Annotated in this window: 26 protein-coding genes and 1 pseudogene; 11 read left to right on the top strand and 16 right to left on the bottom strand. The window is 67.8% G+C overall.

Going from position 1 to position 26169, the window contains the following annotated elements; genetic code table 11:
- Positions 1-26 precede the first annotated feature (26 nt).
- The 4 genes from yczE (at position 27) to V6M45_RS03265 (ending at position 3469) form a co-directional block, all read left to right on the top strand.
- Positions 27-815: a membrane protein YczE gene (gene yczE, locus V6M45_RS03280; RefSeq protein WP_332653980.1), complete on the top strand. Its 789-nt coding sequence runs from the start codon at positions 27-29 to the stop codon at positions 813-815.
- A gap of 160 nt (positions 816-975) precedes the next feature.
- Complete coding sequence (locus tag V6M45_RS03275) at positions 976-1797, top strand: dienelactone hydrolase family protein (RefSeq protein WP_332653979.1); 822 nt, start codon at positions 976-978, stop codon at positions 1795-1797.
- Between the two features lie 72 nt (positions 1798-1869).
- On the top strand, positions 1870-2436 hold the full coding sequence (locus V6M45_RS03270; RefSeq protein WP_332653977.1) for a DJ-1/PfpI family protein: 567 nt from the start codon (positions 1870-1872) through the stop codon (positions 2434-2436).
- 160 nt (positions 2437-2596) lie between these two features.
- Positions 2597-3469, top strand: a complete 873-nt coding sequence (locus V6M45_RS03265; protein WP_332653975.1) for a dihydrodipicolinate synthase family protein — start codon at positions 2597-2599, stop codon at positions 3467-3469.
- Positions 3470-3516: 47 nt separating this feature from the next.
- On the opposite strand, the gene V6M45_RS03260 is transcribed toward V6M45_RS03265, so the two are convergent.
- The 3 genes and pseudogenes from V6M45_RS03260 to V6M45_RS03250 form a co-directional block, all read right to left on the bottom strand.
- The gene (locus V6M45_RS03260; RefSeq protein WP_332653974.1) at positions 3517-4416 is read right to left on the bottom strand and encodes an alpha/beta hydrolase; all 900 of its coding nucleotides are present in this window, start codon (positions 4414-4416) and stop codon (positions 3517-3519) included.
- Between the two features lie 200 nt (positions 4417-4616).
- Positions 4617-6199, bottom strand: a pseudogene (locus V6M45_RS03255) (amino acid permease).
- 130 nt (positions 6200-6329) lie between these two features.
- Positions 6330-6731 carry a hypothetical protein gene (locus V6M45_RS03250; RefSeq protein WP_332653973.1) on the bottom strand — a complete coding sequence of 134 codons (402 nt, stop codon included), beginning with the start codon at positions 6729-6731 and terminating at the stop codon, positions 6330-6332.
- Positions 6732-7221: 490 nt separating this feature from the next.
- Between V6M45_RS03250 and V6M45_RS03245 the strand changes: the two genes are divergently transcribed.
- The 6 genes from V6M45_RS03245 (at position 7222) to V6M45_RS03220 (ending at position 10906) form a co-directional block, all read left to right on the top strand.
- Entirely contained in the window at positions 7222-7839 is a 618-nt protein-coding gene (locus V6M45_RS03245) for a glutathione S-transferase family protein (protein ID WP_332653972.1), read from the top strand.
- A 156-nt stretch (positions 7840-7995) separates the two neighbouring features.
- Positions 7996-8244 (top strand): MoaD/ThiS family protein, encoded by a 249-nt coding sequence (locus V6M45_RS03240; RefSeq protein WP_332653971.1) that lies wholly within the window; start codon positions 7996-7998, stop codon positions 8242-8244.
- 1 nt (position 8245) lies between these two features.
- Positions 8246-8704 carry a molybdenum cofactor biosynthesis protein MoaE gene (locus V6M45_RS03235; protein ID WP_332653969.1) on the top strand — a complete coding sequence of 153 codons (459 nt, stop codon included), beginning with the start codon at positions 8246-8248 and terminating at the stop codon, positions 8702-8704.
- Positions 8704-9240: a molybdenum cofactor biosynthesis protein B gene (moaB, locus tag V6M45_RS03230; RefSeq protein ID WP_332653967.1), complete on the top strand. Its 537-nt coding sequence runs from the start codon at positions 8704-8706 to the stop codon at positions 9238-9240. The genes V6M45_RS03235 and moaB overlap by 1 nt, the downstream gene beginning before the upstream one ends.
- Positions 9237-9722 carry a cyclic pyranopterin monophosphate synthase MoaC gene (gene moaC, locus V6M45_RS03225; protein ID WP_332653965.1) on the top strand — a complete coding sequence of 162 codons (486 nt, stop codon included), beginning with the start codon at positions 9237-9239 and terminating at the stop codon, positions 9720-9722. The genes moaB and moaC overlap by 4 nt, the downstream gene beginning before the upstream one ends.
- Positions 9719-10906, top strand: a complete 1188-nt coding sequence (locus tag V6M45_RS03220) for a molybdopterin molybdotransferase MoeA (RefSeq protein WP_332653964.1) — start codon at positions 9719-9721, stop codon at positions 10904-10906. The genes moaC and V6M45_RS03220 overlap by 4 nt, the downstream gene beginning before the upstream one ends.
- Before the next feature lie 57 nt (positions 10907-10963).
- Here V6M45_RS03220 and V6M45_RS03215 read toward each other — a convergent pair whose 3' ends face one another.
- The 4 genes from V6M45_RS03215 to V6M45_RS03200 all read right to left on the bottom strand — a co-directional run bounded on the left by V6M45_RS03215 (position 10964) and on the right by V6M45_RS03200 (position 15145).
- Positions 10964-11689, bottom strand: a complete 726-nt coding sequence (locus V6M45_RS03215) for a sulfite exporter TauE/SafE family protein (protein ID WP_332653962.1) — start codon at positions 11687-11689, stop codon at positions 10964-10966.
- Positions 11690-11714: 25 nt separating this feature from the next.
- Entirely contained in the window at positions 11715-12689 is a 975-nt protein-coding gene (gene moaA, locus V6M45_RS03210) for a GTP 3',8-cyclase MoaA (RefSeq protein WP_332653960.1), read from the bottom strand.
- A gap of 237 nt (positions 12690-12926) precedes the next feature.
- A complete protein-coding gene (locus V6M45_RS03205) occupies positions 12927-13910 on the bottom strand; it encodes a helix-turn-helix transcriptional regulator (RefSeq protein ID WP_332653958.1) in 984 nt (327 codons plus the stop codon).
- Positions 13907-15145 (bottom strand): MFS transporter, encoded by a 1239-nt coding sequence (locus V6M45_RS03200; protein WP_332653957.1) that lies wholly within the window; start codon positions 15143-15145, stop codon positions 13907-13909. Before V6M45_RS03200 ends, V6M45_RS03205 begins: the two co-directional genes overlap by 4 nt.
- A 241-nt stretch (positions 15146-15386) precedes the next feature.
- Between V6M45_RS03200 and V6M45_RS03195 the strand changes: the two genes are divergently transcribed.
- Positions 15387-16013: a helix-turn-helix transcriptional regulator gene (locus V6M45_RS03195; RefSeq protein ID WP_332653956.1), complete on the top strand. Its 627-nt coding sequence runs from the start codon at positions 15387-15389 to the stop codon at positions 16011-16013.
- Positions 16014-16662: 649 nt separating this feature from the next.
- Here the strand turns inward: V6M45_RS03195 and V6M45_RS03190 are convergent.
- From V6M45_RS03190 to ccoN, 9 genes are all read right to left on the bottom strand, one after another.
- Positions 16663-18018 carry a dicarboxylate/amino acid:cation symporter gene (locus V6M45_RS03190; RefSeq protein WP_332653955.1) on the bottom strand — a complete coding sequence of 452 codons (1356 nt, stop codon included), beginning with the start codon at positions 18016-18018 and terminating at the stop codon, positions 16663-16665.
- A 235-nt stretch (positions 18019-18253) separates the two neighbouring features.
- Positions 18254-18463 (bottom strand): cbb3-type cytochrome oxidase assembly protein CcoS, encoded by a 210-nt coding sequence (gene ccoS / locus V6M45_RS03185; protein WP_332653954.1) that lies wholly within the window; start codon positions 18461-18463, stop codon positions 18254-18256.
- Entirely contained in the window at positions 18460-20634 is a 2175-nt protein-coding gene (locus V6M45_RS03180; protein WP_332653952.1) for a heavy metal translocating P-type ATPase, read from the bottom strand. The genes ccoS and V6M45_RS03180 overlap by 4 nt, the downstream gene beginning before the upstream one ends.
- The gene (locus tag V6M45_RS03175) at positions 20625-21113 is read right to left on the bottom strand and encodes a FixH family protein (protein ID WP_332653951.1); all 489 of its coding nucleotides are present in this window, start codon (positions 21111-21113) and stop codon (positions 20625-20627) included. Before V6M45_RS03175 ends, V6M45_RS03180 begins: the two co-directional genes overlap by 10 nt.
- Positions 21110-22600, bottom strand: a complete 1491-nt coding sequence (gene ccoG, locus V6M45_RS03170) for a cytochrome c oxidase accessory protein CcoG (protein ID WP_332653950.1) — start codon at positions 22598-22600, stop codon at positions 21110-21112. Before ccoG ends, V6M45_RS03175 begins: the two co-directional genes overlap by 4 nt.
- Positions 22597-23538 carry a cytochrome-c oxidase, cbb3-type subunit III gene (gene ccoP, locus V6M45_RS03165; protein WP_332654051.1) on the bottom strand — a complete coding sequence of 314 codons (942 nt, stop codon included), beginning with the start codon at positions 23536-23538 and terminating at the stop codon, positions 22597-22599. Before ccoP ends, ccoG begins: the two co-directional genes overlap by 4 nt.
- Complete coding sequence (locus tag V6M45_RS03160) at positions 23531-23704, bottom strand: cbb3-type cytochrome c oxidase subunit 3 (RefSeq protein WP_332653949.1); 174 nt, start codon at positions 23702-23704, stop codon at positions 23531-23533. Before V6M45_RS03160 ends, ccoP begins: the two co-directional genes overlap by 8 nt.
- Complete coding sequence (gene ccoO, locus V6M45_RS03155) at positions 23701-24438, bottom strand: cytochrome-c oxidase, cbb3-type subunit II (RefSeq protein WP_332653948.1); 738 nt, start codon at positions 24436-24438, stop codon at positions 23701-23703. Before ccoO ends, V6M45_RS03160 begins: the two co-directional genes overlap by 4 nt.
- 10 nt (positions 24439-24448) lie before the next feature.
- Positions 24449-25936, bottom strand: coding sequence for a cytochrome-c oxidase, cbb3-type subunit I (ccoN, locus tag V6M45_RS03150; protein WP_442880529.1), 1488 nt, complete (start codon positions 25934-25936; stop codon positions 24449-24451).
- Positions 25937-26169: the final 233 nt, after the last annotated feature.

Raw genomic sequence — 26169 nt, 5'->3', positions numbered from 1 at the left:
GCCGCAAGATTGCCGAGACCCCAAGGGTGACGAAACTGGCGTTCTACTCGCGCATATTGGCGAAGCCGCCGCTGTTCCACGCGCTGCCAGCAAGGCCAACTACCCCGGCTCCGAAGCTGTACCGTGGCGTAGATATGCATCTTCAACTTGAGCAACCCGCCGGCGGGCATCTTGTACGTCTTGTTCGCTTGTACGTGGGGCTCGCCCTCTTCGGCGTCTCGACGGCGCTTATGGTCCGGTCCGGGCTCGGCCTCATGGCGTGGTCCGTACTTCATGAAGGTCTGTCTCGCCAAACGGGCCTGAGCATTGGGCTTGTGACGAACCTGCTGGGCGCGCTGGTGCTGCTGGTCTGGATCCCGCTTGGACAGCGGCCAGGCTTGGGGACGATCAGCAATGTGCTGGTTATCGGCACTGCGACAGACCTTACCCTGATGCTTCTTCCAGAGATCGCCGCCCTGCCGACTCGCACCGCATTTCTCCTGAGCGGCATCGCGTTGAACGGGTTCGCGACCGCCGCCTACATCTCCGCGGGCTACGGTCCTGGACCGCGGGACGGTCTCACCATGGGACTGGTGAAGGTCACGGGGCTCTCGATCCAGCGGGCAAGGCTAGGGGTTGAGCTGGTCGTGCTGGCAGGCGGCTGGATGCTGGGAGGGACGGTGGGCGTTGGAACTGTTCTACACGCCCTCGCGATTGGTCCCCTGATGCAGGCAGGCCTCGCGATCTTTGCGCGCAAGGATCGCAAGAACGCCAGTCGGCGCCCCCCTGAGTGCGAGGCAGAGTCAGGCGGCGATTGTCCGGAGAGTCCTCGCTAGCCAAACCTACCGGCTGCAGCTTACCGCCAGCTCCAGGCTTCGCCCGGCGCGCATTCAGGGTGGCGAAAGCCGATGGCGAGTTCGCCGCGATCAATGTCTAATTCGCCGCTGGGCCGCCGTTCCAGGCCGCCGCATTTTCCTCTCCCCGATTGGAGAGACCATGCCGACGAACCTGCTCCTGCCCGACAATCTTGCCGACTTCGAGCGTCGGCCGACGACCATCCTGGGCGAGACCAAGCTGGTCTACCGCGCCGGGGCGGGTCCGGCCGTCATCGTCCTGGCGGAGATGCCCGGGATCAGTCCTCATGTCGCAAGGTTCGCCCGGTGGGTCCGTGACGCGGGCTTCACGGTCTATATGCCCTCGCTGTTCGGGACAGACGGCGGAGTGCCGACCGCTGATGAGGGGGCGGCCGTCTTTCGTCGCGCCTGCGTCAGTGCGGAGTTCCGGGCCCTGGCGGCGGGCGCGTCCAGCCCCGTCACCCTATGGCTTCGGGGCCTCGCCCGTGCTGCTCATGGAGAGTGCGGCGGACCGGGCGTTGGAGCCGTCGGCATGTGTTTCACCGGGAATTTCGCGCTCACGATAATGCTGGAGCCGTCGATGCTGGCGCCGGTCGTCTGCCAACCGTCCCTCCCGCTTAACGACCCCGCGGGCCTCGAGATCTCCGATCAGGAGCTGGGCAAGATCGCCGAGCGGCTGGAACGGGAAGACCTCAGTGTTCTGGCCTACCGATTTTCCGGAGACGCCTTCTGCCGGGCCGAACGGTTCGCCGCCTATTCCAAGGCGCTGGGCCCGCGCTTCGACGGACGGGTGCTCCCTGATCCTGAGCCGGCTGATGAGCCGAGGCCGCCCTTCTTCCAGCAGCATGTGCCGGCGCCGCACAGCGTGGTGACGGTCGACCTGGTCGATCGGGAGGGAGAGCCAACGCTGCGGGCTCGAGACGAGATCATCGCCTTCTTTCACCAACGGCTCAGCACCCCTTGATCCTGGCTGTTCGCTTGCCGCCCCTGAACCTCCTCCCCGCCCCGACGCGCCCCTCGGCAAAGGACTGAAACCTTGCTCATCGCCGTAATCGCCTACGACGGCTTCACCGATGTCGACCTCTTCCTTCCTTTCGACTTTTTCCACCGCGTGAAGACACCCTACGGAGCAGGGTACGGAGGAGCCTGGACGGTCCGCATCCTGTCGGATCAACCGCGACTAACCTCCTATTCCGGTGTCAGCGTCGAGGCGCACGGCGAGCTTGCCGAAGCCGCAGCGGCAGACGCGGTATTTGTGGTCAGTGGCGACGGCAGCCGAGCAAAACTTGCTGATCCAGACTTCATGGCCGCCCTGCAGCTCGACCCCTCTCGCCAGGTGATTGGCGGGATCGGTTCAGGCGCGCTCATACTGGTGGGCCTGGGTTTGTTGGATGGGCTTTCGGCGACAACCTATCCTCCGGTGATGCCGGAACTCGAAGCGATGGGCGTTCGCCCTGAAATGCGGGCCCTGGTGGTCCACGGCAATGTCGCAACGGCCGGCGGTTGCCTCGCATCGCTGGACCTGTGCGCCTGGATGGTGACGCGTCTGTTGGACCCTGCTGCAGCGGCCCGGGTACGATCATCATTTGATCCGAACAGCTAAGGCGGCCGCCCGTATCGCCTTGGTCGAAATGGCCTGCCGCTTGGTGGACAGACGCGGTCGCAAGAACACGACACTGCAAGGCCGTTACAAATCGAAGCCATTCATGAGTTGAGCGGCAGCCCTTGGTCGAGACTGATTGAGGTGACCTGCGGAGCCTGGAATGAAACTGTTCGCTGGCCTTTCGGCCTTCCCGATCACACCGATGACAAGTGCGGGCGAGGTCATCGTCCCTGATCTGCAGGGTCTGATCCGTCGGATCGAGGCGGGCGGCGCCGACTCGATCGGTCTTCTGGGTAGCACCGGGACCTATATGTTTCTGACGCGGGAGGAGCGTCGGCGCGCCGTCGGCGCCGCGATCGCGACCACGACCGCGACTCCGGTGATCGTCAGCGTCGGCGCATTGAGAACGGATGAGGCCCAGGCGCATGCAAGAGACGCAGCGGAAGAAGGCGCATCAGGCCTCTTGATGGCGCCGGTGAGCTACACGCCGCTTTCCGAGGAAGAAGTGTTTCAGCATTTCGCGGCCGTTGCGTCGGTGACCTCGCTGCCGATCTGCATCTACAGCAATCCGCGGACGACCAACTTCACCTTCAGCCCCGCCTTCGTCGGCCGCCTGGCGGCTATCCCGGCCGTCGCGGCGATTAAACTACCTCTCCCAACCGGTGATATTGCCTCGGACCTGGGGGATTATCGCCGAGCAGCGCCTGGACTGTCGATCGGCTATAGCGGCGACTGGGGATGCAAGGACGCTCTACTGGCCGGCGCAGACTGCTGGTTCAGCGTAGTCGGCGGCCTCTTCCCCGAGCGCGCCGCCGCCCTCACATCCGCAGCGATGGCGAAGGACCGGGCGGAGGCTGACGCCCACAACGCAGCTTTCGAGCCGCTGTGGGAACTGTGCCGGGCGATCGGCAGCGTTCGGGTGATGTACGCGGCGGCGAACATCATAGGATTGACCCAGGCACAGCCCCCTCGCCCTCTGCTTGGGCTCAACCCGGCGGATCGGGACACGCTCGCGGCCATCCTGCCGGTCTGAACGGTTCGCCGCAGAGCGCGAGATTGGCCGCCGTCCACGATACGGCGTCAGGGCGGATCGCCCGCCTCAGGCGACGCCGCGCCCGGGATCATGTACCAGGGTGTGGGCCCTGGATCGTAGGGCGGAGCAGGGTAAAGCCAGCGGAGCGCCTCCTCTGCGGAGCTGTGATAGATCGTGGAGTGAGTGGCGACCGAGCTGCGATCGGCATAGAGCCACTCGATCGTCTCCGTTCGGGATTCGCCCAGGGCCGCGCGCAGCAGGTCGACGCCTTGCTGCATGGTCCCTCCCTCGTCCGCCATAGCCAGGTAGAGCCGGCGGCCTGTGCCGTTAGCGGCCCGCAGTCGGTTGGCGACGTCGTGCAGCGGCAATCGGTCGTCCCACCACAGGCTCGGGCTTATCGCCACGTAGTCATGGAAGAGCGACGGCTGGTCCAACAGCGTGTCGACCACGAAAAGGCCGCCCAGGGATTCGCCCATAAGCGCCCGACGGGGACCTGTCCGAAAGCGTCCCTCCACGAAAGGCAGGACCTCGGTCTCAAGAAACCGCCGAAAGCGCGCCGCACCCCCGCTCTGCGGAAAGGCCCGCAAATAGCGGGCATCCGAGGCCTGAGGGGTAAGTTCCGCCCGCCGGTCCACTGTTTGAACGCCCACCACGATGAGAGGGCCATATGTCCAGCTCAACGAGCCAAGCTGGGCCAGGCCGGCTATGTGGTGGAAGTCCTGATCCAGGGCCCCATCCAGCAGGTAAAGCACTGTGTAGTCAGCGTCAGATCGCGAATAATCAGGCGGGAGCCAGACATTGATTTGGCGGTCATCGCCAAGGACATTCGAGTGAAGGAGATAGGAGACCCCGGCGTGGATCGGTGTGCCGTTTGCGGCCGGAGCCTGGGTCGCGACCTGAGCGTAGCTCGGTGCTGACAGGCACAGTGGCCAGGCGAGCGCCACCATGAGCGCGCCGCAGGCCCGGCGCCGTCCGCGGCAGGTGGTGGTGGGGGTTCTGTGAGCTCGTTCAGCCACTCGTCGATCCTTCAATCCTGTAGTCATATTGCGGTCTCGGATGGCTTGAGGCTTTGAGACCAGCCCCGCCGAAGTGTCGATATTGCAGGCCTGTAAGGTCCCTTGGACAGCCGGAACTGACCACCGGCCGCTCAGGCGGCGTCGGGGGGTTTGGGCCCTGGCGACCGCTCGCCAGCGAGTTCGAGCGGATGGGTGATGCCCCGGCCCAGATGGCTGTTTCGGTAGCCATAGAGGAGGTAGACGACGAGGCCCAGGCCGCCCCAGATCGGCAGAACCATCTTGGCGTCGTGGGGCAGATTCCAGAACAGGAACACGCATCCCAGCGCCGAGATCGGAGCGATGACCCAGATGAACGGGGTGCGGAATGGCCGGTGACGGTTGGGGTCCTTCACACGCAGGACCATCACCGCAATCGAAACCATGAGGAAGGCGAACAGCGTGCCCGAATTCGAAATGTCCGCGAGCTGGCCGACCGGGAAGAAGGCGCCTGCAATGGCGACGCAGCTCCCGGTGAACAGCGTCACGATGTAGGGCGTTTTCCATTTGGAATGGATCCTGGCGAAGCTCTTCGGCAGCAGACCGTCCCGCGCCATGACGAAGAAGATGCGTGTCTGCCCGTAGATCATCATCAGGATGACCGACGCAAAGACAACATGGCTGCCATGCCGACAGCGTTGCCCACCAGGGGGAAGTTTATCTGGCGCAAGACGTGAGCCAGGGCCTCGTTGGAGCAGACGAGGCGGTCGGCGTTTTCGGCCAGCCGACAAGCAGCGACATAGGCTGGCGAACCCGGTTGAACGGCTTCGCCAGCAGCGCCCAGAACAGGCTGCCCGCCGTGCGCCCCGATCGCTCCGGCCGCCACCAGCAGGTAAAAGATCGTGCAGACCCCCAAGGACCCGATCAGTCCGATCGGCACGTTTCGCTGCGGGTTCTTCGTTTCCTCCGCTGCCGTTGAGACGGCGTCAAAGCCGACGTAGGCAAAGAAGATCGAGGCAGCGGCGCCGACGACGCCCATGCCAGTAGATCCCTCTGGTCCAAACCAACCGTTCGGCGTGAAGGGCGAGAAGTTGCCGGCCTGCATGGCGGGGATGGTGAAGGCGACAAAGATGGTCAGCGCGGCGACCTTGATCGCGACGAGGAAGGCGTTTACCCGCGCGCTCTCAGTGGTGCCCACCATCAGCAACATCGTCACGGACAGAGCAACAATGATGGCGGGGATGTTCACGATGCCGACGCCGAAGTCGGCGACCGGCATCCAGCCGTTCATGGACCAGGCTGGCCCGTTCTTGAACAAGGCAGGCCACTCAAAACCCAGGGCGTTTTCCAGCAGCCCGAGGAAATAGCCGGACCAGCCGGCGGACACCGCAGCGGCCGCCACAGCGTATTCCAGGATCAGGGCCCAGCCCACCATCCATGCGAGCAACTCACCCACTACGGCGTAGGAATAGGTGTAGGCCGAACCAGACACCGGAACCATCGAAGCCAGTTCCGAATAGCAGAGCGCCGCAAGGCCGCAGACAGCCCCGGCGATAACAAAGCTCCACATCATGCCCGGTCCAGCCTTCTGCGCCGCCGCGGCCGTCAGCACGAAAATCCCGGTGCCGATGATCGCACCCACACCGAGAAGCGTCAGTTGTATGGGCCCCAACGACCGCGTGAGCGACTTGCGCTCCGCGGTGGCCATGATCGCGTCCAGCGACTTAACACGCCACATGGGCTTCCTTTCAGTTTGGGCCAAATATCGAAGTGTCAGAGGGAAGGAGGCGTTCGGACAGGAGCCAGCGCCTATTGCCCGGCGCGGCCGTGATCAGCGGTCGCGATCGCTGCGGAGTTTCGGCGCCTGACTAGCGATCGGTAAGGGCCCGCATGTCAGCCATGAGCGTAGTCAGTCCGCCGACAAGGACGACGACGGTGGCCCCGGCGATGATGCCCGCCCAAGGTTGTTGGTCCACGTCAATGAGGTTCAAGATGTCGCCCGCGATGAGCGAGAGAGAGGCGGCGATTAATCCGATCGTCATTCGCCTGACCAACAGAATTCGCCCCTGGGGCAGGCGGCTGACCTGAAAGGAAGCCAGGCCCACCACCACCACGCAGGCGACCGCCGATAGCGGGTTGGACATGGCCAGTTCCCAAAGCGCAGGGAGGGTCTGCGGCCGGGCATTCGCGACAAGAGCGACATGACCTGCGGCGGCGAGCGCCAGGACGCCCGGCCCGTTGAGAGCTTCTGGACTGAAGAAGGCGGCCACCACGCCTCTCGCCCTTGGCGGTGCTTTGGGTGCGCTGTTTTCCATCGGAGACAAAACTCTCTCGCCAACCCGGGAAGTCCCCGCGGACAACCGGCACGACGCCTGCTGAACACGAGCGACCGAAGAGGATCCGGCGTCCGGTGCGACGCCGTTTCAGGTGAAGCATGCTCCCCCGCGGCCCGCTCTCGCACCAGCGGGGCTCTTGCCAAAACCCACGACATTCTCGCCAGGACGGAGCCGCACCCCGGATAGTTGGGGCCCGTGGTCTCGCGAAGCCGGACCGGGCCCGGGACAGCGCCGGCGCGTCCGCGGGCTGAGACGCAGTGGGGCTCCGGGCGCCCCCGACACCACCTCGCAATGCTTTACCGATGGGCCTGAAGGTGGGTGCATTGACAATAGTCGATCCAAATTCGCCAGATCGCTGCGTTGCACTTGTCACGCCTGCATTACAGTCGGAGGGACAAACCCACATGTCCTGAGGATCGCGTCCATGCTCCGACTTGCCGGAAGGCCGACGTCCATCAACGTGCGCAAGGTGGTCTGGACACTCGGCGAACTGGGCGAGCCCTTCGAGCTGTTCGATCCTTCCCTGGATCCGAATGGCGCTCAGGACCTAATGTCTCTCAACCCGATTGGCCTGAGCCCCGTGCTACAGGATGGCGAGCGCCTGCTGTGGGAATCAAACACGATCTGTCGCTATCTGGCCGGAAAGTTCGATCGTACGGATCTGCTTCCCGCGAATCCCGGCGACCGATCTGAAGTTGAGAAGTGGATGGATTGGCAGGCGACCAATCTCAACTCCGCCTGGGTCGCTTGTTTCATGGCGCTCGTCCGGCGTGATCCGGCGTTCGTCGCAGATCCCGGCGCGGTTCAGCACAGTCAGAAGCGCTGGAACGCTCTGAACCTCGTCCTCGATGCCCATCTCGCCAATACCCAATATCTGGCCCTGGACCGCTTTACACTCGCGGATATCGTCATCGGATTATCGATCCATCGATGGCGCGACACGCCAATGCTGAGGCCCCCTACTCCCCACCTTGATCGCTATTTCACCCGGCTCCGGGAACGAGCCCCAATGCTCGCTGCATTAGGGCGCGGCGAGCCCTGACCGGAAGTCTCTCGTCGCGGTTCTCGCCGGCCCAGACTTGCAAGCCCACGCCTGGACCTTGGGTCCGGGTCGACAGACGACCCCATCGCTCCGGGATATGGTGACGACAGGCCTCGGTTCGTTGACTTGCCTGGCGCCGGCCTCGACAACATCCCCATGCACATCCGAATCCTGTTTCTGGGCGAGTTCGGCGTCCGTTTCGGGCGCGAGCACACGCTGGACTGCACCGGCCCCCTGCCCGTCGCGGAACTTCGTCGGCGGATCAGCGAACAAATCGACGGCGCCGCCGCCGTCATGACGCGGCCGGACACGCGGCTGGCGATCGATCTGACCGTTGTCCCGGACACGGCGTTCGCCGGGCCGGGCCAGGAGGTCGCCATCCTGCCGATCTACTCGGGCGGCTGACATGGCGATCACAGCGCGCCTCTCGGAAGACCTGCTGGTCGCGGAGACCGAGCTTCAGGCCGTTCTTGCGGGCCGCACCGGGGACGGGGCGGTGGTCGCCTTTGTCGGCCTCGCCCGCGACAGCTCCCGGGCCGGCGTCGTCACCGGGCTTCACCTCGACCACTACGCCGGTTTCACCGAACGGTCGCTGGAGGTCATCGCGGCGGACGCCGGCGCGCATTTCGCCGTCAGCGACATCCATGTGATCCATCGCTGCGGCGACGTGGCGCCCGGGGAGGCGATCGTCTTCGTGGCCGTCGCGGCGCCCCACCGCCGGGCCGCCTTCGAGGCCGCCGACTATCTGATGGATCGACTGAAGACCGAGGCGGCGTTCTGGAAGCGGGAGGACGGCCCCGACGGCTCGCGTTGGATCGAACCGACCGACCAGGACCGCGCCGACCGGCGAAGATGGAGCGACTGATGCCCGGCATCGACGAGACCTTTGAATTTCATCCGCTGGGCATCGCGGTGCTGACGGTGTCGGACACTCGTACGATGGAGACCGACACGTCCGGCGGCCTGCTGGTCGAGCGCCTCACCGCGGCCGGACATCGACTGGCCGCCCGGGCCCTCGTCCGCGACGACGTCGAAGCGATCCGGGGTCAGGTCCAAGCCTGGGTCGACGATCCTGACGTGGACGTGGTCCTGACCACCGGCGGCACCGGCTTCGCCCCGCGCGACGTCACGCCGGAGGCGCTCAAGCCGCTGTTCCGGCGCGAGATGGACGGGTTCGCCGTGGTCTTCCATCAGGCCAGCCTTGGCACCGTCGGGGTGTCAACGCTGCAGTCTCGCGCCTTCGCCGGTCAGGCCGGGGACAGCTTCGTCTTCTGCCTGCCGGGATCGACCGGCGCCTGCCGCGACGCCTGGGACCTGGTGCTGGGGCTGGAGCTGGACAGCCGCTACCGACCCTGCTCGCTGGCGGGGCAGATTCCGCGCCTGCGGGAGGTCTGCGCGTGAGCGGGCTGAGCCACCTCGACGCCGACGGCCGCGCTCGCATGGTGGATGTCACCGACAAGGCGGTCACCGACCGGACGGCCGTGGCCGAGGGGAGGCTGACCTGCGCTGCTGAAACGGTCGAACGGGCCATCGCCGGGGAGACGCCGAAGGGCGCCGTCGTCTCGACCGCCGAGCTGGCCGGGGTCATGGCCGCCAAGCGCACCGCCGAGCTGATCCCGCTGTGCCATCCCCTGCCCCTGACCCGGGTCGCGGTGACGGTGACGCCCGCCCCTGACCTGCCCGGCTTCCGGATCCGCGCCGAGGTTCGCACGCGGGGACAGACCGGGGTCGAGATGGAGGCCCTGACCGCAGTCAGCGTGGCCGGGCTGACCCTGTTCGACATGCTCAAGGTGATCGACCGCACCATGGTCATCGGCGCCATCCAGGTGACGGCCAAGAGCGGCGGCCGAAGCGGCGACTGGGGGGAAGGCGCCGCGACATGATCGGCTTCGACAAGGCCTTCGCCCTGATCGAGGCGGCGGCGTCGCCGCTGGGCGCCGAATCCGTCGCCCTCGCCGACGCCCATGGGCGGGTGCTGGCGGCGCCGGTTGTCGCCGGGCTGGACGCCCCGGCCTCTGACACCTCGGCCATGGATGGCTATGCGGTGCGGGAGGCCGAGGTGGTCGCCCTGCCCGCCCGGCTGCGAGTCGTCGGCGAGTCCTTCGCCGGCCGGGGTTTCGACGGGCGAATAGGGCCCGGCGAATGCGTACGCATCTTCACCGGCGCGCCCGTGCCGGAGGGTGCGGACCGGGTGATTATCCAGGAGATCGTGCGCCGGGACGGCGATATGGCCCTGTTCGGCCGGGCGTCGGCCGGCGAGCGGTTCGTCCGGGCCATCGGATCCGACTTCCGGGCCGGCGACGTCCTGCTGCAGCCAGGCCGCCGGCTGGACGCCCGGGCCATGGTCGCCGCGGCCGCGGCGGACCGGGCGACGGTCGAGGTCTGGCGGCGCCCCCGGGTAATCGTGCTTGGCACCGGCGACGAACTGGCGGAGCCGGGAACGGCGGCCCACACCCCGGGCTCGATCCCGGACAGCGTCTCGCTCGGCGTCGCCGCCCTGATCGTGCAGTACGGCGGCGAGGTGATCGGACGGCGACGCCTGACGGACGATCCCGCGAGCCTGGAGGCGGCGGCCGGCGCCGCGCTGGACGAGGCCGATCTGGTGGTCGTCACCGGCGGGGCCTCGGTAGGCGAGAGGGACCACGCCCGGGCCATGTTCAGGCCTGCGGGTCTGGCGCTGATCATCGACAGGGTGGCGATCAAGCCGGGCAAGCCGGTGTGGCTGGGCCGGGCCGGTGGAAAGCTGGTGCTGGGCCTGCCCGGCAATCCGACCTCGGCCATGGTCACGGGGCGGTTGTTCCTCGCGCCGCTGGTCGCCGGTCTTTCGGGAGAGGCTGTTGGCGCCGCGCTCGACTGGCGACCGGCGCGGCTGGGCGCGGCGCTGGGCCCATGCGGCGATCGCGAGACCTTTCACCGGGCGGCGTGGCGCGAGGGCCGGGCCCATCCGCTCGCCGACCAGAATTCCGGCGCCCAGATGGCGCTGGCGGCGGCGGACCTGCTGATCCGGCGTCGTCCGGGCGAGCCGGAGGCGGCGACCGGCGACGAGGTCGAGACCCTCGCCTTCTGATCAACCCGGCCGGGCCCCGGCTTCAGCCAGATCCGCTGTAAGGTTGTCGAGGGAACGTCATGTGAAGATCAGCTTCGCGCCGGCCAGCAGCAGGACCACTCCCAGCACGACAAGCAGCCAGGGTCGCGGCAGGCGGTGCAGGCCCAGCCATGTCCCCGCTACCGCGCCGACCGCGACGGCGGCGACGAAGACCGGCAGCGCCGGCGGCAAGGCCGGCAGGACGCTGAGATTGCCCGCCAGGCCGGCGACGGAATTGACCACGATGAAGACCGCGGCGACCCCCGCGGTCCGTCGCGGCTCCTCCCACCGGAACAGCAGGATCAGGGGACTGAGGAAGATGCCGCCGCCTGTACCGGTGAGGCCGGCCAGGAACCCGAGCCCGGCCCCGGCCGGCAAGGCGATCAGCGCCGGTGGCGGGCGCACGGGCCGGGCGGCGCTCCATACGGGGCGCCACAGCATCCGCGCCGCCGCGAACCACAGCACCACCCCGAGCAGGGGCCGATACAGCTCGGGCGGCAGATGAACGCGCCCGCCGAGCCAGGCCATAGGCATGGCTGTGACGGCGAAGACCAGGAACAGGCGTGGGTTGAACTGGCCGGCGCGCAGGTACGACAAGGCCGCATAGCCGGCCACTACGAGATTCAGCGCCAGAGCGGTGGGGCGCATCACCTCAAGGGGGACGGCGAACAGGGCCATCAAGCCGAGATAGGCCGAAGCGCCGCCATGGCCGACGGAGGCGTAGAGCGCCGCCGCGGCCGCCATCAGCAGGGCGAGCAGAGTCACCGTCGAGGGGTCCACGCTCGCTCCGTCAGCCGCCGACGTCGGCCATGCGGCGAAGATCTCCGGATTGGGCCAGCATCAGGCTGTGGCCCCGGGCCTTCGTCGGAAGGGCTTCAAGGATACGCGCCTCCAGTCGGCCCGGCTCGATCGCCTCATCCAGCAGGTCGCGCAGCTGCACCCCGCCCTCGCCGAACAGGCACAGCCGCAGCTTGCCCCGCGCGGTCACCCGCAGGCGATTGCAGCCGTCGCAGAAATGGGCGGCGTAGGGGGCGATCAGGCCGAAGCGCCCCAGGTAGTCGGGGTGGCTGTACTCCACGGCGGGACCGTCCTCGGGGCGACGCGGCAGCGGGGCCCAGCCCCGTTCGGTGAGCCAGCGCTCGACGGCGGCGCCGCCGAGGTGCTGGCGCTCGAAGACGTCGACGTTATCGAGGGTCCGCATCAGCTCGATGAAGCGGACGGTCGTCGGCCGATCCCGCAGCCAGGCGGCGAAGTCCTCGATGCCCGCCTCGAAGGCGTCGCGGAGCAGCACTGCATTCACCTTCACCCCGAGCTCCAGCGCGGTCGCCTGGTCGATTCCCGAAAGGATGTCAGGAAGCCGATTGTGACCGGTCAGCCGGCCGAAGGTGTTCTGATCCAGCGAATCCACGCTGACATTCAGATGCGTCAGGCCGGCGTCACGCCAGGCCCCGACCCGTTCCGCCAGCTTCCAGCCGTTGGTGGTCATGGCCACCCGGGCGATCCCTGGCGTGTCGGCCACACCGGCGATCACAGCGGGCAGGTCGGCCCGCACCGAGGGCTCGCCCCCCGTCAGGCGCACCTTGGTCACCCCGAGGGCGGCGAAGCCTGCAGCCAGCCTGCGAATCTCGGACACCGACAGAAATTGCGCGTCCGGGTCCCGGGCGTAACCGTTAGGCAGGCAATAGACGCAGCGGAAATTGCACGCTTCCGTGATCGACAGGCGGAGATAACGAAAGCGCCGGCCGAAACTGTCGGTCAGACCCATCGGCCCTCTCTCGGCCCCGTCCGGGGTCACCGTTCACGCCTCGCCATGATGGATCCCGTGCCCGGCGGTCGCCCTGCTCTACATGGCACCCTACCGCCGCCTCCGGGGTCGGCGGCAAGCATATTGCGCCCGCGCCAGGCTTGTCCCCAACAAAGGCCATGATCCGGATCGACAGAGGCTTCGGACGTTTCGCAGCGAGGACTCTGCCTGGTCAGGACCTGGATGGATCACGCCCGCTCAGCGAACCGACCGGATCCAGTCAGACAGCTGCCGTGACGCGCGTTCCGTCGGACGTTCGGCCGCCACACGTTTGCGGAACTCGCTGATCGGCTCGCCGAAGCTCTCCCGGAATCTTCTCGACAGATGGCTTTCGTCGCTGAAACCGTATTCAGCGGCCAAAGGCCCCAAGGCGTCGACTGAGCCCTCCTCGATCGCCTTGCGGACCGCCTCGAGCCGGCATTCCATGATGACTTTGGTGATCCCGCCCTTGCGTTCGAACAGCCGGTACAGGGTTCGACGCGACAGGCCTACGGCGTCCGCAATGTCAGCGGCGTTGAGCCTGCGGTCGGACAGTCGCTCCTTCATGACCCGGACGGCCGCCTCCCGCTGCAGCATCTCCGTCCGACGACGGTCGACGGCGACCGCCGTGGCGGGATCGCGCCCCAAAGTGGCCGCGAGGACTTCTACGAGCGCAGCGATCAGCGCTGGCCGCCGATCGAGCGGGATCGTCTCGGCGTGCGTCAGGCAGGTGAGCATGAACTCGCCCAGGATATGAGTCTCGGGCGCCTTGGCGACGAGGCCGTGAAGCCGGTCGGAGCCTCCCGACGCCGCGATGATGGCGCTGCGGGGCATGCTGGCGGTGACCATGCGCAGGCCGACCGCCTCGGTGCGGGAGGGACGCGCGGTGTCGGCGATCACCAGATCTCCCTTTCGCGCGACTTCGAAGCCGCTTTCGCTTCCTCCCTTCAACTCGCCGTCCAGCACCAGGTGCAGGGCGAAGTGGCGATACTGGTCGCGCCCGGCCCGCTTGAGACGCGAGTGGGCGACACCGTCGAGCTTTCGTTCGAAGAGAACGACTCCCTCCAGGCTGAACGACCGGACCCGCGCGCGGAAATCGCCGACCCGCTCCACGTCAGATCCCTCGGCGTAGAGGGCGCGGTAGGCGTCGAACCCCTCCCCCACGGGGAGGGTCGCGCTGTCGAACTCAAAAGGCGGGCTCACGGGGCGCCCGCAACGCCGGGCGCCCCACGCGGAGCGAGGGCGGAAGACCAGTCTGGACCAAACATGACTCCCAGAACGCTCACGCTCGCCGCCGCGATCCCTACGACGATGGCCAGGGCCAAGGACAGGCCGTGCTCCGGCCCGAGGCGGTCGCTGAGCGCGCCGGTGATCCACGGGCCCACCCCCAGGCCGATGGTTGACGTCGTCGCCAGAAAGAGCGCCCCGACCGAACCCCGATAGGGCGTGTCGATCTGCCCCTGGAACAGGATCATGCTCATCGCGGCGGCCATTCCCCCCGTCAGCGTCAGGCCGATCAGGGCGATGACCGCGGCGACAAGGCCGCCCGCCAAAGCCAGTGCGACGGCGAAGCCCGCGGCGATCAGAAGGGCGATCACCAGAACCCACCCAAGGTTCACCGGCCTCCGGCCGCCAGCCAGCCAGCCGCTCAGGAGGTGGCCGGTCGGGGCGAACAGCAGGACAACGCCCCCAAACACCAGCGCGCTTTCGGGGACGCCGAGGCCGTGGTCGCGGTGCAGGATCGATGGGGCCCAGGCGCCCGCGGTCTGGACCACCATCACCGTTCCCGCCCCGGCGAAGGCCAGGCTCACCAGCCGGCGGGGGGCGGCCAGCACGGCGCGGATCGCCTCGGGCAGGCCGGTCCCACGGCGCGGCGCGACCTGCCCGGACGGGAAGCCGCGGAGCAGAAGCAACGAAAGGATCAGGTTCGGCGCGATCATGACGACGCACATGGCCCGCCATGACTCCAGTCCCATCGCCAGTTGGGGTCCAAGGAGGGACAGGATCGCCCCGCCGAGCAGCAGAGCCACACTCCGGCCCGCGGCGGACCCGGCGGTGAACAGGGACAGGCCCCGGGCGCGCCGGGCGTCCCGGGTTTCCTGTCCGATGAGCAGCAGGGCGGCCGGAACGAAGGCCGCCTGGCCCGCGCCAAGCAGCGCCCGGCCGCAGACCATCCCCGCATAGGTCTCCGACAAGGCGAACAGCAGGCCGCCCGCTGTCCAGACGACGACGGCGCAGGCTGCGAAACGGCGGGCGTCAAGCACCCGGAGCCAGTGCCCCGCCCCGAGCAGGCTCACGGCATACAGGGCGACAAAAGCAGGACCTTGCAGGGCGCCGATGGCCTGGTCGCTCAGCCCCATGTCCTGGCGAAGGAGTGACGCCACCACTGACGGCAGGGCCCGGTCGAGGGCGCCGGCGAGGTGGGTGAGCGCCAGCAAAACGAGTATCGCTCCCGACACTCCGACAACTGGCGCCCCGGCGCGAGCCTCCCCGCCCGACCGAAAATCCTGAGACATTTTTCATGCTTAGCAGTAGCGAGCCCGGCATCCAACGTATTCGGAAAAAACATTGTATGGTTGTGCACCGTATTGGCACTGGCATGCATGGTCGGGGCGGTCCCGCTGGGGTCACATGATGGAGGGCTTCCCTCCGTGACCGGGGGGCCGCGGGGCAGGCGTTTTGACGAGCGATCAGGTAGAGCTTCAGTGGGGGCGGCAGCCGACTGCGTCGGCGACCGATTCCCCCCGGATCGAGGCACTCACGCTCGCCTATCTGTACGGGATGGCCTACCCGGTCCTGCTGATCGACACGCCGGACGCGACGCTGCTCTGGGCCAATGAGGCGGCTGAAGACTTCCTCGTCGATGGCGGCGCGCTCGTGCGCTCCAGCAGCCGGATCGCCGCAGCGGACAGATCGCTGCAACCGGCCTTCAACGCATTCCTGAACCATGGCGCGCCCGATGGGTGCTGGCTTATGGCTTCGGCCGACGCTTCCTCCGCCGTGCTGGTGAGAAAAGCTGCCGTCGATGGCGACGAAGGCCGGGGAGCGGTCATGCTGGTCGTGTACGGGCCCGACCACCGGGCCCGGTTCATGGAGCCGGATGTATCGCCCCTTTACGGACTCACGCCCACAGAAGGCCGGATTCTGCAGCTGCTGTGTTCAGGACAGCCGGCCGAGCGCATCACGCGATCGGCAGGGACCTCGATCGAAACAACCCGCACCCATATTCGCCGCATCTACGCCAAGATGGGGGTGAGTTGCCGGGAAGAGCTGCTGTTCGCTGTCCAGCAGTTCCGGGTGCCCTGATGCGTACAGGCAGGCCCCTCTCCCGTGCGCCCGGCGCCCGTTCCCAAGGTTGGAGCGGATCAGGCCGGCCCTCGCACCCGCGGAGCCCCCATCCCGATGCGACGCAATCCGGGCCTGCCCATGGCGCATAGTCTGAGGATCGAACTCTCTGACGAAGGCGGCCCATGGGCTTGGCGCCTCCTGGATCATGAAGCCCGCCAGATCGGCGCGGGAGTCGAGGAGACAGCGGACGACGCCTTGCGTATGGCGCGGCAAGCCCTCAACCAGTTGCTGGATGGCGGCCTTGAGCAGACTCTCCGCGCTGCCGCGCATGCCCATAGCTCGCTCGTCGGCGCCCCGGCGATTCCCCGCTCGGGGCACGCGGCCGGACGCCGTCCCGGCGAGGGACTATTGACCCCTCGATCGCAAACCACGCGGAACGACCAGGAGGCGGATTCGTCATGAAGCGCACCCGCACCACGGTTCGCCGGACAGACAAGGGCGCCGCCCTGATCGTGACCCTGAGAACGCCGAGTGGGCAGCATGCCGGCGAGCGCCGCCTCGTGATCGAGCCAGTGAGCGCGGACACTCCGGCCCCGGCCAACGGACCGAAACCTCCCCTCCAGTGAGACTGTTGTCCCGAAGCCGGGCCTGTCCGTAGTCGGTCGTTTCAGTCGGCCGTTATGACGTCCTTGTCCCCGGGTCCCGCGGCGGGGTCGGGAGCAGCGGCGAGCTTGCCCGGCGGCGAACCGAGCGCGGCATGCAGCGCCTCGCGATCCAGTTCCCCCTCCCAACGGGCGACCACAAGGGTGGCCACGGCGTTGCCGACGAAATTGGTCAGGGCCCGGCACTCGCTCATGAAACGGTCGATGCCGAGGATCAGCGCCATCCCCGCGATCGGCACGGTCGGTACGACGGCGAGCGTCGCGGCCAGGGTGATGAAGCCGGCCCCGGTGATGCCGGCGGCGCCCTTGGAGCTGAGCATGGCGACCAGCAGCAGCAGGACCTGGTCCTGCAGGCTGAGGTCGATGTTCATGGCCTGGGCGATGAACAGCGCCGCCATGGTCATATAGATGTTGGTGCCGTCCAGATTGAACGAATAGCCGGTCGGCACGACCAGACCGACCACCGAGCGGGGCGCGCCGGCGCGCTCCAGCTTCTGCATCAGACTGGGCAGGGCCGCCTCCGACGAGGAGGTGCCGAGCACCAGCAGCAGCTCTTCCTTCAGGTAGCGGATCAGCCGGAAGATCGAGAAGCCGTTGGCCCAGCAGACCGCGCCCAGCACCCCCAGCACAAAGATCAGCGAGGTCAGGTAGAAGGTGGCGATCAGGGCGGCGAGATTGGCGATCGCGCCCAGCCCATAGGCCCCGATGGTGAAGGCGAAGGCCCCAAAAGCCCCCACCGGCGCCGCCTTCATCAGGATGGCCACCAGTTTGAACATGATCTGGCTGAGCGATTCGAGGGCCCGGTGCACGGGCGCGGCCGCGTCGCCGACGATGGCCATGGCGATGCCGAACAGGATGGCCACGAACAGGGTCTGCAGGATGTTGCCCTCGGCGAAGGCGCTGACGAGGGTTGTCGGAATGATGCCGGTCAGGAAGCCGACGATGGTCGTCTCGTGGGCGGCGGAGGCGTACTGCGCCACGGCTCCTGCGTTGAGCGTGGCCGGATCGATATTCAGCCCGCGCCCGGGCTGCACGACATTGGCGATGACGAGACCCACGATCAGGGCGAGGGTCGAGAAGAAGAAGAAATAGCCGAAGGCCTTGGCCGCGACCCGTCCGACCCTGGCGAGGTCGCGCATGCCGGCGATGCCGGTGGCGATGGTCAGGAAGATCACCGGGGCGATGATCATCTTCACCAACTTGATGAAGGCGTCTCCGAGCGGCTTGAGGTCCTTGCCGAGCTCGGGCCAGAAATGGCCGACGGCGCCGCCGGCCAGAATGGCCAGAAGAACCATGAAATACAGGCTGCGATAGAATGGACGGGCGGCGGACGCGCCCGTGGCCGGCACCGGTTGTAGCAAGCGACCTCCCATGAGCCCGGAGGCTCCGACTTTCGTTCGCTGTCCGACGCAGCGACCGCGGTCAGTATTGGAACGCGCCGACCGCGCTCACAAGCGCCTGCGGGAGTCGAAGCGCGCTATGGAAGGCCATCCGGCGCAGGCGCTGGAGCACGATCGGCCCGGCGCCCTGGACCAACCGGCCAACGTCGCCAGCGAGGTCGCGGCCTGTCGCGCGCCGTCGACCGGCTGACCGACGTCACTCCCGGAAGGGTTCCCGGTCAGCGGCCCCGGGCGTGCTCTCGTCGGGCGCGTCCTCCTCGGGCGCATCGTCATCGTCGATCAGGATGCGCGCCGCAGAACCCTCAATGTCGTCGTACTGGCCCGAGCGCAGGGTCCAGAGGAAAGCCCCGACAGCCATCAGGCCGAGGAGCACAGAGAAGGGCGCCAGCAGCAGGATGATGTTCATCCCCGCCCCCTCGCCCGAAGCGCGTTCAGCGTGACGACCAGGGAGGAGCCGGACATCGCCAGGGCGGCCACGAAGGGATTGACGAAGCCGAGCATTGCGGCCGGGGCCGCCACCAGGTTGTAGAGCGCCGCGAAGCCGAAATTCTCGAGCGCCCGCAGGCGGGCCGAGCGCGCCACGTCGATCGCGTCGACCACCGACATCAGGGTGTCGCGGGTGAACACCAGATCGGCGGCGTTCTGGCTGGCCCCCAGAGCCGATCCGGGGGCCATAGCGGCATGGGCCCGCGCCAGGGCCGCGGCGTCGTTGAGCCCGTCGCCGACCATCAGCACCTTGCGGCCTGCCGCCGCGAGGGTGTCGATGGCGTCCGACTTCTCCTGGGGCAGGAGCCCCGCGCGCCACCCTGAAACGCCGACGGCCCCGGCGACCGACCGAACCGCGGCGTCCTGGTCGCCGGACAGAATCTCGCAGGTGATCCCGCGCGCCTTCAGGGCCTCGATCGCGCGGCCGGCGTCGGCCCGCGGAACGTCGGAGAACTGGAGCCGCACCCCGGCCTCGCCGTCATAGGCGAACCACAGCTCCGTCTCGGCGGATCGGGAGCCCGCGACGCCCACGAACGTCGCCCGGCCGAGGCGGGCCAGTCGCCCGTCGACCCATCCCTCGACCCCGAGCCCGGCGTGTTCGACGACGTCGATCGCGACGGGCCCCTCCCCTGCCGCGCGTGCGACGGCGCGAGCCATCGGATGACCGGAGGCCCGGGCCAGCGGGGCCGCCATGGCGATGATCGCCGGCGAGGCGTCGACCAAGGCCGGCCGCCCCTCGGTCAGCACCCCGGTCTTGTCGAAGACGACGTGATCGACCTCGGCCAGCCGCTCCAGTGCGGCGCCCGACTTGACCAGAACGCCCTTGCGGAACAGCCGCGCCGAGGCGACCACCTGAACCGCCGGAACGGCCAGGCCGAGCGCGCAGGGACAGGTGACGATCAGGACCGCCACCGCCCGGATCAGGGCTTCCCGCGGCTCGAGGCCGAGCGCCCAGCCGCCGACGAAGGTCACGGCCGCCGCCGTGTGCACCACCGGGACATAGAGGGAGGCGGCGCGGTCGGCGAGCCGGACATAGCGCGAGCGCGACTGGGCCCCTGCGTCGACGAGACGGGCGATGGCGGCCAGGGCCGAGTCCTCGGACCGGGCGCTGGCGCGAAGGGTCAGCAGGCCGGCGGTGTTCAGGGCGCCGGCGCGGCATAGCTGTCCCGGACCGACCCGTTCCGGGATGCTCTCGCCGGTCAGCAGGCTGTTGTCGATCACCGCCTCGCCGGTCTCGAGGATCGCATCCACCGGGATGCGGTCGCCCGGCCGCACCCGCAGCACGTCGCCCGGCCGGATGTCGCCGAGCGGGATCGACCGCTCGCGACCCTGGCCATCAACCACGCACGCCGTCGGCGCCTGCAGCGCCAGCAGATCGCCCGCCGCACTGCGCGCCCGGGCCCGGAGCACATGGTCCAGCCACCGGCCGATCAGCAGCAGGAACAGCAGGGAGACGGCGGCGTCGAAATAGGCGTCGCGGCCGTGCAGGATGGTCTCGGAAAAACTGATCGCCAGGGTGAGAATGACGCCCAGCGAGATGGGCACATCCATGTTCGCCCGGCCCGCGCGCAGGGACCGCCAGGCCGACTCGAAGAAGGGCATGCCGGCGAAGACGGCGCAGGGCGCGCCCACCGCCGCCGACATCCACATCATCATGGTGCGGGTGGCCGGTCCCAGTTCCTGATCGAACAGCCCGGCCCAGATCGGCACCGAGAACATCATGGCGTTCATCGCGCCGAAGCCGGCCACGGCAAGGGCGAGGATCAGCCGCCGTCCCTCGCGATCCCGCTGGACCAAGGCCGCGCCCGGGTCGAACGGCGTCGCCGGATAGCCAAGGCGGTCGAGCGCCGAGATGATCCGGCCCGGATCAACGCCGCCGTTCGCGAGGCCGATCGACAGCCGCCCGGTCGACAGATTGAGCCGCGCGGTCTCGACCCCGGCAAGGCCGGCCACCTCGCGTTCGATCTTGGAGATGCAGCCGGCGCAGCGCGCCCCCGTCACCAGCAGGTCCAGGCTGGCCCGCCCGTCGTCCCGCTTGCGCAGGAAGGCGGACATGTCCGGCCGGCTCGCGGCGTCGAAGGTCACGGCCATGTCAGCCTCCGCTCGGCGACGAACTGCTCGCCCGCCGCGCCGGCGGCCTCGATACGGGCGTCCCAGGCCCCCGACAGGCCGTGGTCGGCGACGTAGACCCCCGGCGCCGTCTCCCTCAGGACCAGTTCGGTGCGCCCCTGTTCGGTCGCCGGCCGCTGCATCGTCGCCGACACCTTCAGGCCCGTCAGCGGCTGGGCGTCCCGGTCCTGGAACAGGACCTCCAGCTTCCCGGGACGCGCTTCTGCGCCCGCGCGCCAGCCCAGCGCCTCCTGGGCGCGAAGCCGCTCCAATTCGGCGTTGTAGATCAACCCGGCTTCATAGGGCCGCGCCGCGACCTGGCCCGGGTGCGAACGGTAGGCCATCACCAGGAAGCCCGCGTCCACGCCGATCACCAGCACGAAGAAAGCGACGACGGCGGCGCCGACATGCCAGCCCTTGATCGTGAAGGGCGGTCGGGCGGATGAAGCGGGCCGGGTCATCGGTCCTTGCTCCCATAGTCAAAGGCGGTGGGGACGGTCTGGGTCTCCTCGCCGGAGCGGATTTCGAAAGCCGCGTCCTGGCTGCCGGTCGCGACCTGATCGGCCGGGGCGGTGACGAACAGGCGCAGCGACGTCACCCGGTTGGGCTCGACCTCCACCCGCAGGGGATCCGACGGCGCCTGGCCGGGGATCCTCAGCACCGCGCCGGGCACGCCGGCGTACCGGATCTCGACGCTCGCGGTCTCGAAGCCATGGTTGGCGATCTTCAGGGTGTAGCCGTTGCGGACGGCCCCGTCGTGGAGCCGCACATAGGCCGGATTGCGGTCCCGCAGCGCGTGAACCCCCAGCTGCTGGCGGTTGCTGAAGCCCCAGATCATCAGCCCGCCAACCAGCGCCAGGGCGAGGCCGTAGTAGAGGGTGCGGGGCCGGATCAGCCGGTGCTGGGGCTTCTGGCCGACGTTGCGCGCCGCCACCGCCGCGTCCGTGTCATAGGCGATCAGGCCCCGCGGGCGGCCGACCTTGTCCATGACCTCGTTGCAGGCGTCGATGCAGAGACCGCAGTTGATGCACTCCAGCTGCGCCCCGTCGCGAATGTCGATTCCCATCGGACAGACCACGACGCACTGGTTGCAGTCGATGCAGTCGCCGCGCCCTTCCCAGGACTCCGTCTTCTTGTGCGGTCCACGCGGCTCGCCGCGGTCATAGCGATAGGTGACCTGGAACGACTGGTCGTCCAGCATCGCCCCCTGGATCCGCGGCCAGGGGCACATATAGGTGCAGACCTGCTCGCGCATGTGGCCGGCGAAGACATAGGTGGTGAAGGTCAGGATGGCGCACGAGACATAGGCCGTCATCGGCGCGGTTCCGACCCAGAAGGTCCGGATCAGCTGGGGCGCGTCATGGAAGTAGAAGATCCACGCCCCGCCGGTGCCGAAGGCGACGCCGATCCAGACCAGGTGCTTGCCGGTCTTGCGCCACAGCTTGTTGAACGACATCGGGGCCGCGTCCAGCCGCATGCGAGCGTTGCGGTCGCCCTCGAACATCCGCTCGATGTAGATGTAGAGGTCGGTCCAGACCGTCTGCGGACAGGCGTAGCCGCACCATAGCCGCCCGAACAGAGCGGTGACGAGGAACAGGGCCAGCGCCGAAATCACCAGCAGGCCGGTGATGAAATACACCTCCTGCGGCCACAGCTGGATCATGAAGAAGTAGAACCGGCCGCCGTCGAAATCGACCAGTACCGCCTGATCCGGCAGGGCGCCCGGGCGGTCCCACCGGATCCACGGCGTGATGTAGTAGATCGCCAGCATGACGATCAGCAGCGCCCATTTGATCCAGCGCCACTGGCCGTGGACCAGCTTCGGATAGATCGGCACGCGGGCCTTGTAGAGGCCCTTGGGCCGCGCCTTCTCCCGCTGGCGCTCGGCGACCGAGACCGGACCCGCCGTCGCCGGCCGCTCGCGGGTACGGTCGATGATGATGGTCATGGCGCGGCGGCTTCACTCGCGGCAGGGGCCGTCGGGGCGGGGGCCGTCGGGGCGGCGGCTGTGGTGGGGGTCTCGCCGCCGCCGGCGTTGACGTGGACATAGACGGCCAGGGCCTTGATCACGGCGGGCGAGAAGCGGCCCTCCCAGGTCGGCATGACCCCGTTGCGGCCGTTGTGGATCTGGGCGCGGATGGATTCGCGGTCCGACCCGTACAGCCACTCGCGGTCCGTCAGATTCGGCGCGCCGAGTGTCTGGTCGCCCTTGCCGGTGGAGGTGTGGCAAGCCACGCAGTTGTCGGCATAGAGTTGCCGGGCGCGCCCCACGGCCGCGGCGTCCGCCTGACGTCCGGACAGGGCCATGACGTATTCCGCGAGGTCGGAGACCTGCCCGTTGTTCAGCATGCCGTCGCGTCCGAATGCGGGCATTTGCGATATCCGCGTGTCCGGGTGGGCCGAACGGACGCCGACCCGGATCGTATGCTCGATCTCGGGCAGGGTGCCGCCCCACAGCCAGACATCGTCGCGCAGGTTCGGATAACCCTTGGCTCCGCCTCCGCCCGCCCCGTGGCAGGTGGCGCAGTTGTCGCCGAACACCGACTGACCGACCGCAAGGGCATGAGCCTGCAGGTCCGGGTCGGCCTCGATCTGCTCCAGGGTGGCGGTCATCAGCAGGGCTTCGCCCCGCCCCCGCTGGACTTGCAGCGCGTTCAGCTGTTCGACCACGTCGACGCGGTCGGACTGTTTCATCAGGCCGGGCGTGTAGCCCTTGAGCCCCGGCCACGCCGGCATCAGCACCCAGTAGACGATGGCCACCACGATCGAGCCGTAGAAGACCCACAGCCACCAGCGCGGCAGCGGATTGTCCAGCTCGCGGATCCCGTCCCATTCATGACCGGTCGTCTCGACGCCGGAGTGTTCGTCGCGCTCGCGTTCAGACATGGTCATCCTCGTCCTTTTCGAGCGGCAGGTGGGAGAGACGGCGGAAGGTCTCGCGATGCTTGGGCCACAGGGCGTAGATCAGCCCGGCGATGAAAATGGCGCCGAAATAGAGGGTGCCGCCCTGCTGGGCGAACCGCGCCACGGTTTCGTAATCGAGGCTGCTCATCGCATGTTGTCCGGGTCTTCGGCCTGGTAGGTGCGGAAATCCACCATCGTGCCGAGTTGCTGCAGATAGGCGATCAGGGCGTCCATCTTGGTCAGGCGCGCCGGGTCGCCATCGAAATCGCCCTGGACCACCTTCGGCCCGTAGCGGCTGCGCAGGGCCGAGGTCTCGCTGGCGAAGGGATCGACCTGGGCCCGGAGATCCGCCTCGGCGTTTTCGATCTGCTCGGCCGTATAGGGCACCCCGACCGCCACCATGGCCCGCAGCTTGGCGCGGATGGCATGCTGGTCCAGGTCCTGGTCGGCCAGGAAGGCGTAGGGAGGCATGTTGGACTCAGGCACCACGGCGCGCGGGTCGCCCAGGTGTTCGCGATGCCACTCGTTCGAATACTTGCCGCCGACCCGCGCCAGATCCGGACCGGTGCGCTTGGAGCCCCACTGGAACGGGTGGTCATACATGCTCTCCGCGGCGAGGCTGTAGTGGCCGTAGCGTTCGACCTCGTCGCGCAGGGGGCGGATCATCTGCGAGTGGCAGCTGTAGCAGCCTTCGCCGATGTAGATATCACGGCCGGCCAGCTCGAGCGGCGTGTAGGGGCGGACGCCGTCGACCTCCTCGATCGTGCTCTCGACCCAGAACAGCGGGGCGATCTCCACGATGCCCCCGATCGACACCACGATGGTGATTCCGATCACCAGCCAGAGCGAGTGACGCTCGAATTTTGCGTGCTTCTTCCACATGGGGCGATCCTCACTCGGCCGGCAGGAGTTGCGGCTCGATCGTCGTCGCCGGGACCGCCGCGCTGGCGGCTGCTGACGGCATGCGGATCGTTCGCCACAGGTTGTAGGACATGATGACCGTGCCAGCCAGGAACATCAGGCCGCCGACGGTGCGGATGACGTTCTCGATATGCTTGGCGGCGACAGTCTCGATGAAGCTGTTGGCCAGGAAACCGTCGGGCGTGTACTCGCGCCACATCAGGCCTTCCATGATGCCGGAGACCCACATCGCGGTGATGTAGAGAACGATGCCGGTCGTCGCGATCCAGAAGTGCCACTCGACCAGGGCGTTGGAGTACAGACGCTCCTTCTTCCACAGCCACGGCACCATGCAGTAGATCGCGCCGAAGCTGATGAAGCCGACCCAGCCCAGGGCGCCCGAGTGGACGTGGCCGATGGTCCAGTCGGTGTAGTGCGACAGGGCGTTGACCGTCCGGATCGACATCAGCGGACCCTCGAAGGTCGCCATGCCGTAGAAGGCGATGGCCACGACCATCATCCGGACCACCGGGTCGGTGCGCAGCTTGTCCCACGCCCCCGACAGGGTCATCAGGCCGTTGATCATGCCGCCCCAGGAGGGCATCCACAGCATGATCGAGAAGGTCATGCCCAGCGTTTGCGCCCACTGCGGCAGGGCCGTGTAGTGCAGGTGGTGCGGGCCGGCCCAGATGTAGATGAAGATCAGCGACCAGAAGTGGACGATCGACAGGCGGTAGGAATAGACCGGCCGCTCGACCCGCTTGGGCACGAAATAATACATCATCGCCAGGAAGCCGGCGGTCAGGAAGAAGCCGACGGCGTTGTGGCCGTACCACCACTGGACCAGGGCGTCCTGGACGCCGCCGAAGGCCGAATAGCTGCGCGCCTCGAGCAGGCCCACCGGCACGGCCGCGTTGTTGACCAGATGCAGCAGGGCGATGGTGACGATGAAGGCCAGGTAGAACCAGTTGGCCACATAGATATGCGGCTCCTTGCGCTTCCAGATCGTGCCCAGGAAGACCAGCAGATAGGCGACCCAGACGATGGTCAGCCACAGGTCGACGTACCACTCCGGCTCGGCGTATTCCCGCGACTGGGTGATGCCGGCGACGTAGCCGGTGGCCGCCAGGACGATGAACAGCTGGTAGCCCCAGAACACGAACCACGGCCAGATTCCGCCCGCCAGCCGCGCCTTGCAGGTGCGCTGCACGACCCAGAAGGAGGTCGCGATCAGGGCGTTGCCGCCGAAGGCGAAGATCACGCCCGAGGTATGCAACGGCCGCAGGCGTCCGAAATTCAGCCAGCCGTGTTCGGGGAAATAGAACAGGTTCGGCCAGGCCAGCTGGGAGGCGATGAACACCCCGACGGTCATGCCGACGACGCCCCAGAACATGGTGGCGATGACCCCGGCCCGGATGACCCCGTCCTCGTAACGATTCGGATCGGAGCGGAAGCGCCCGTGAGCGACGCCGATGGTCATGGCGGCCAGCGCCAGGACCGAAGCGGCCATCAGGAAATAGCCGTGGAAGCGGAAGGACGCGTCATCGGTGAAGGCGGTCGCAAGCAGCGCAACCACCGCCGCGACGCCCACGAACAGGTACAGGGCGACGACATCGCCTGGCGTATCGGTATCCCGTGAAACGATGGTCGGCATTCGGCTGGGCCCCTGTGACAGTGGTCCCTGCGTGCCCGGACTCGCCGTCCGCCGCTTTG

Source organism: Brevundimonas sp., from assembly GCF_036676055.1.
GTDB lineage: Bacteria > Pseudomonadota > Alphaproteobacteria > Caulobacterales > Caulobacteraceae > Brevundimonas.
Note: the sequence above shows the minus strand (reverse complement) of the source record. Positions and strands in the feature narration are given on the sequence as shown.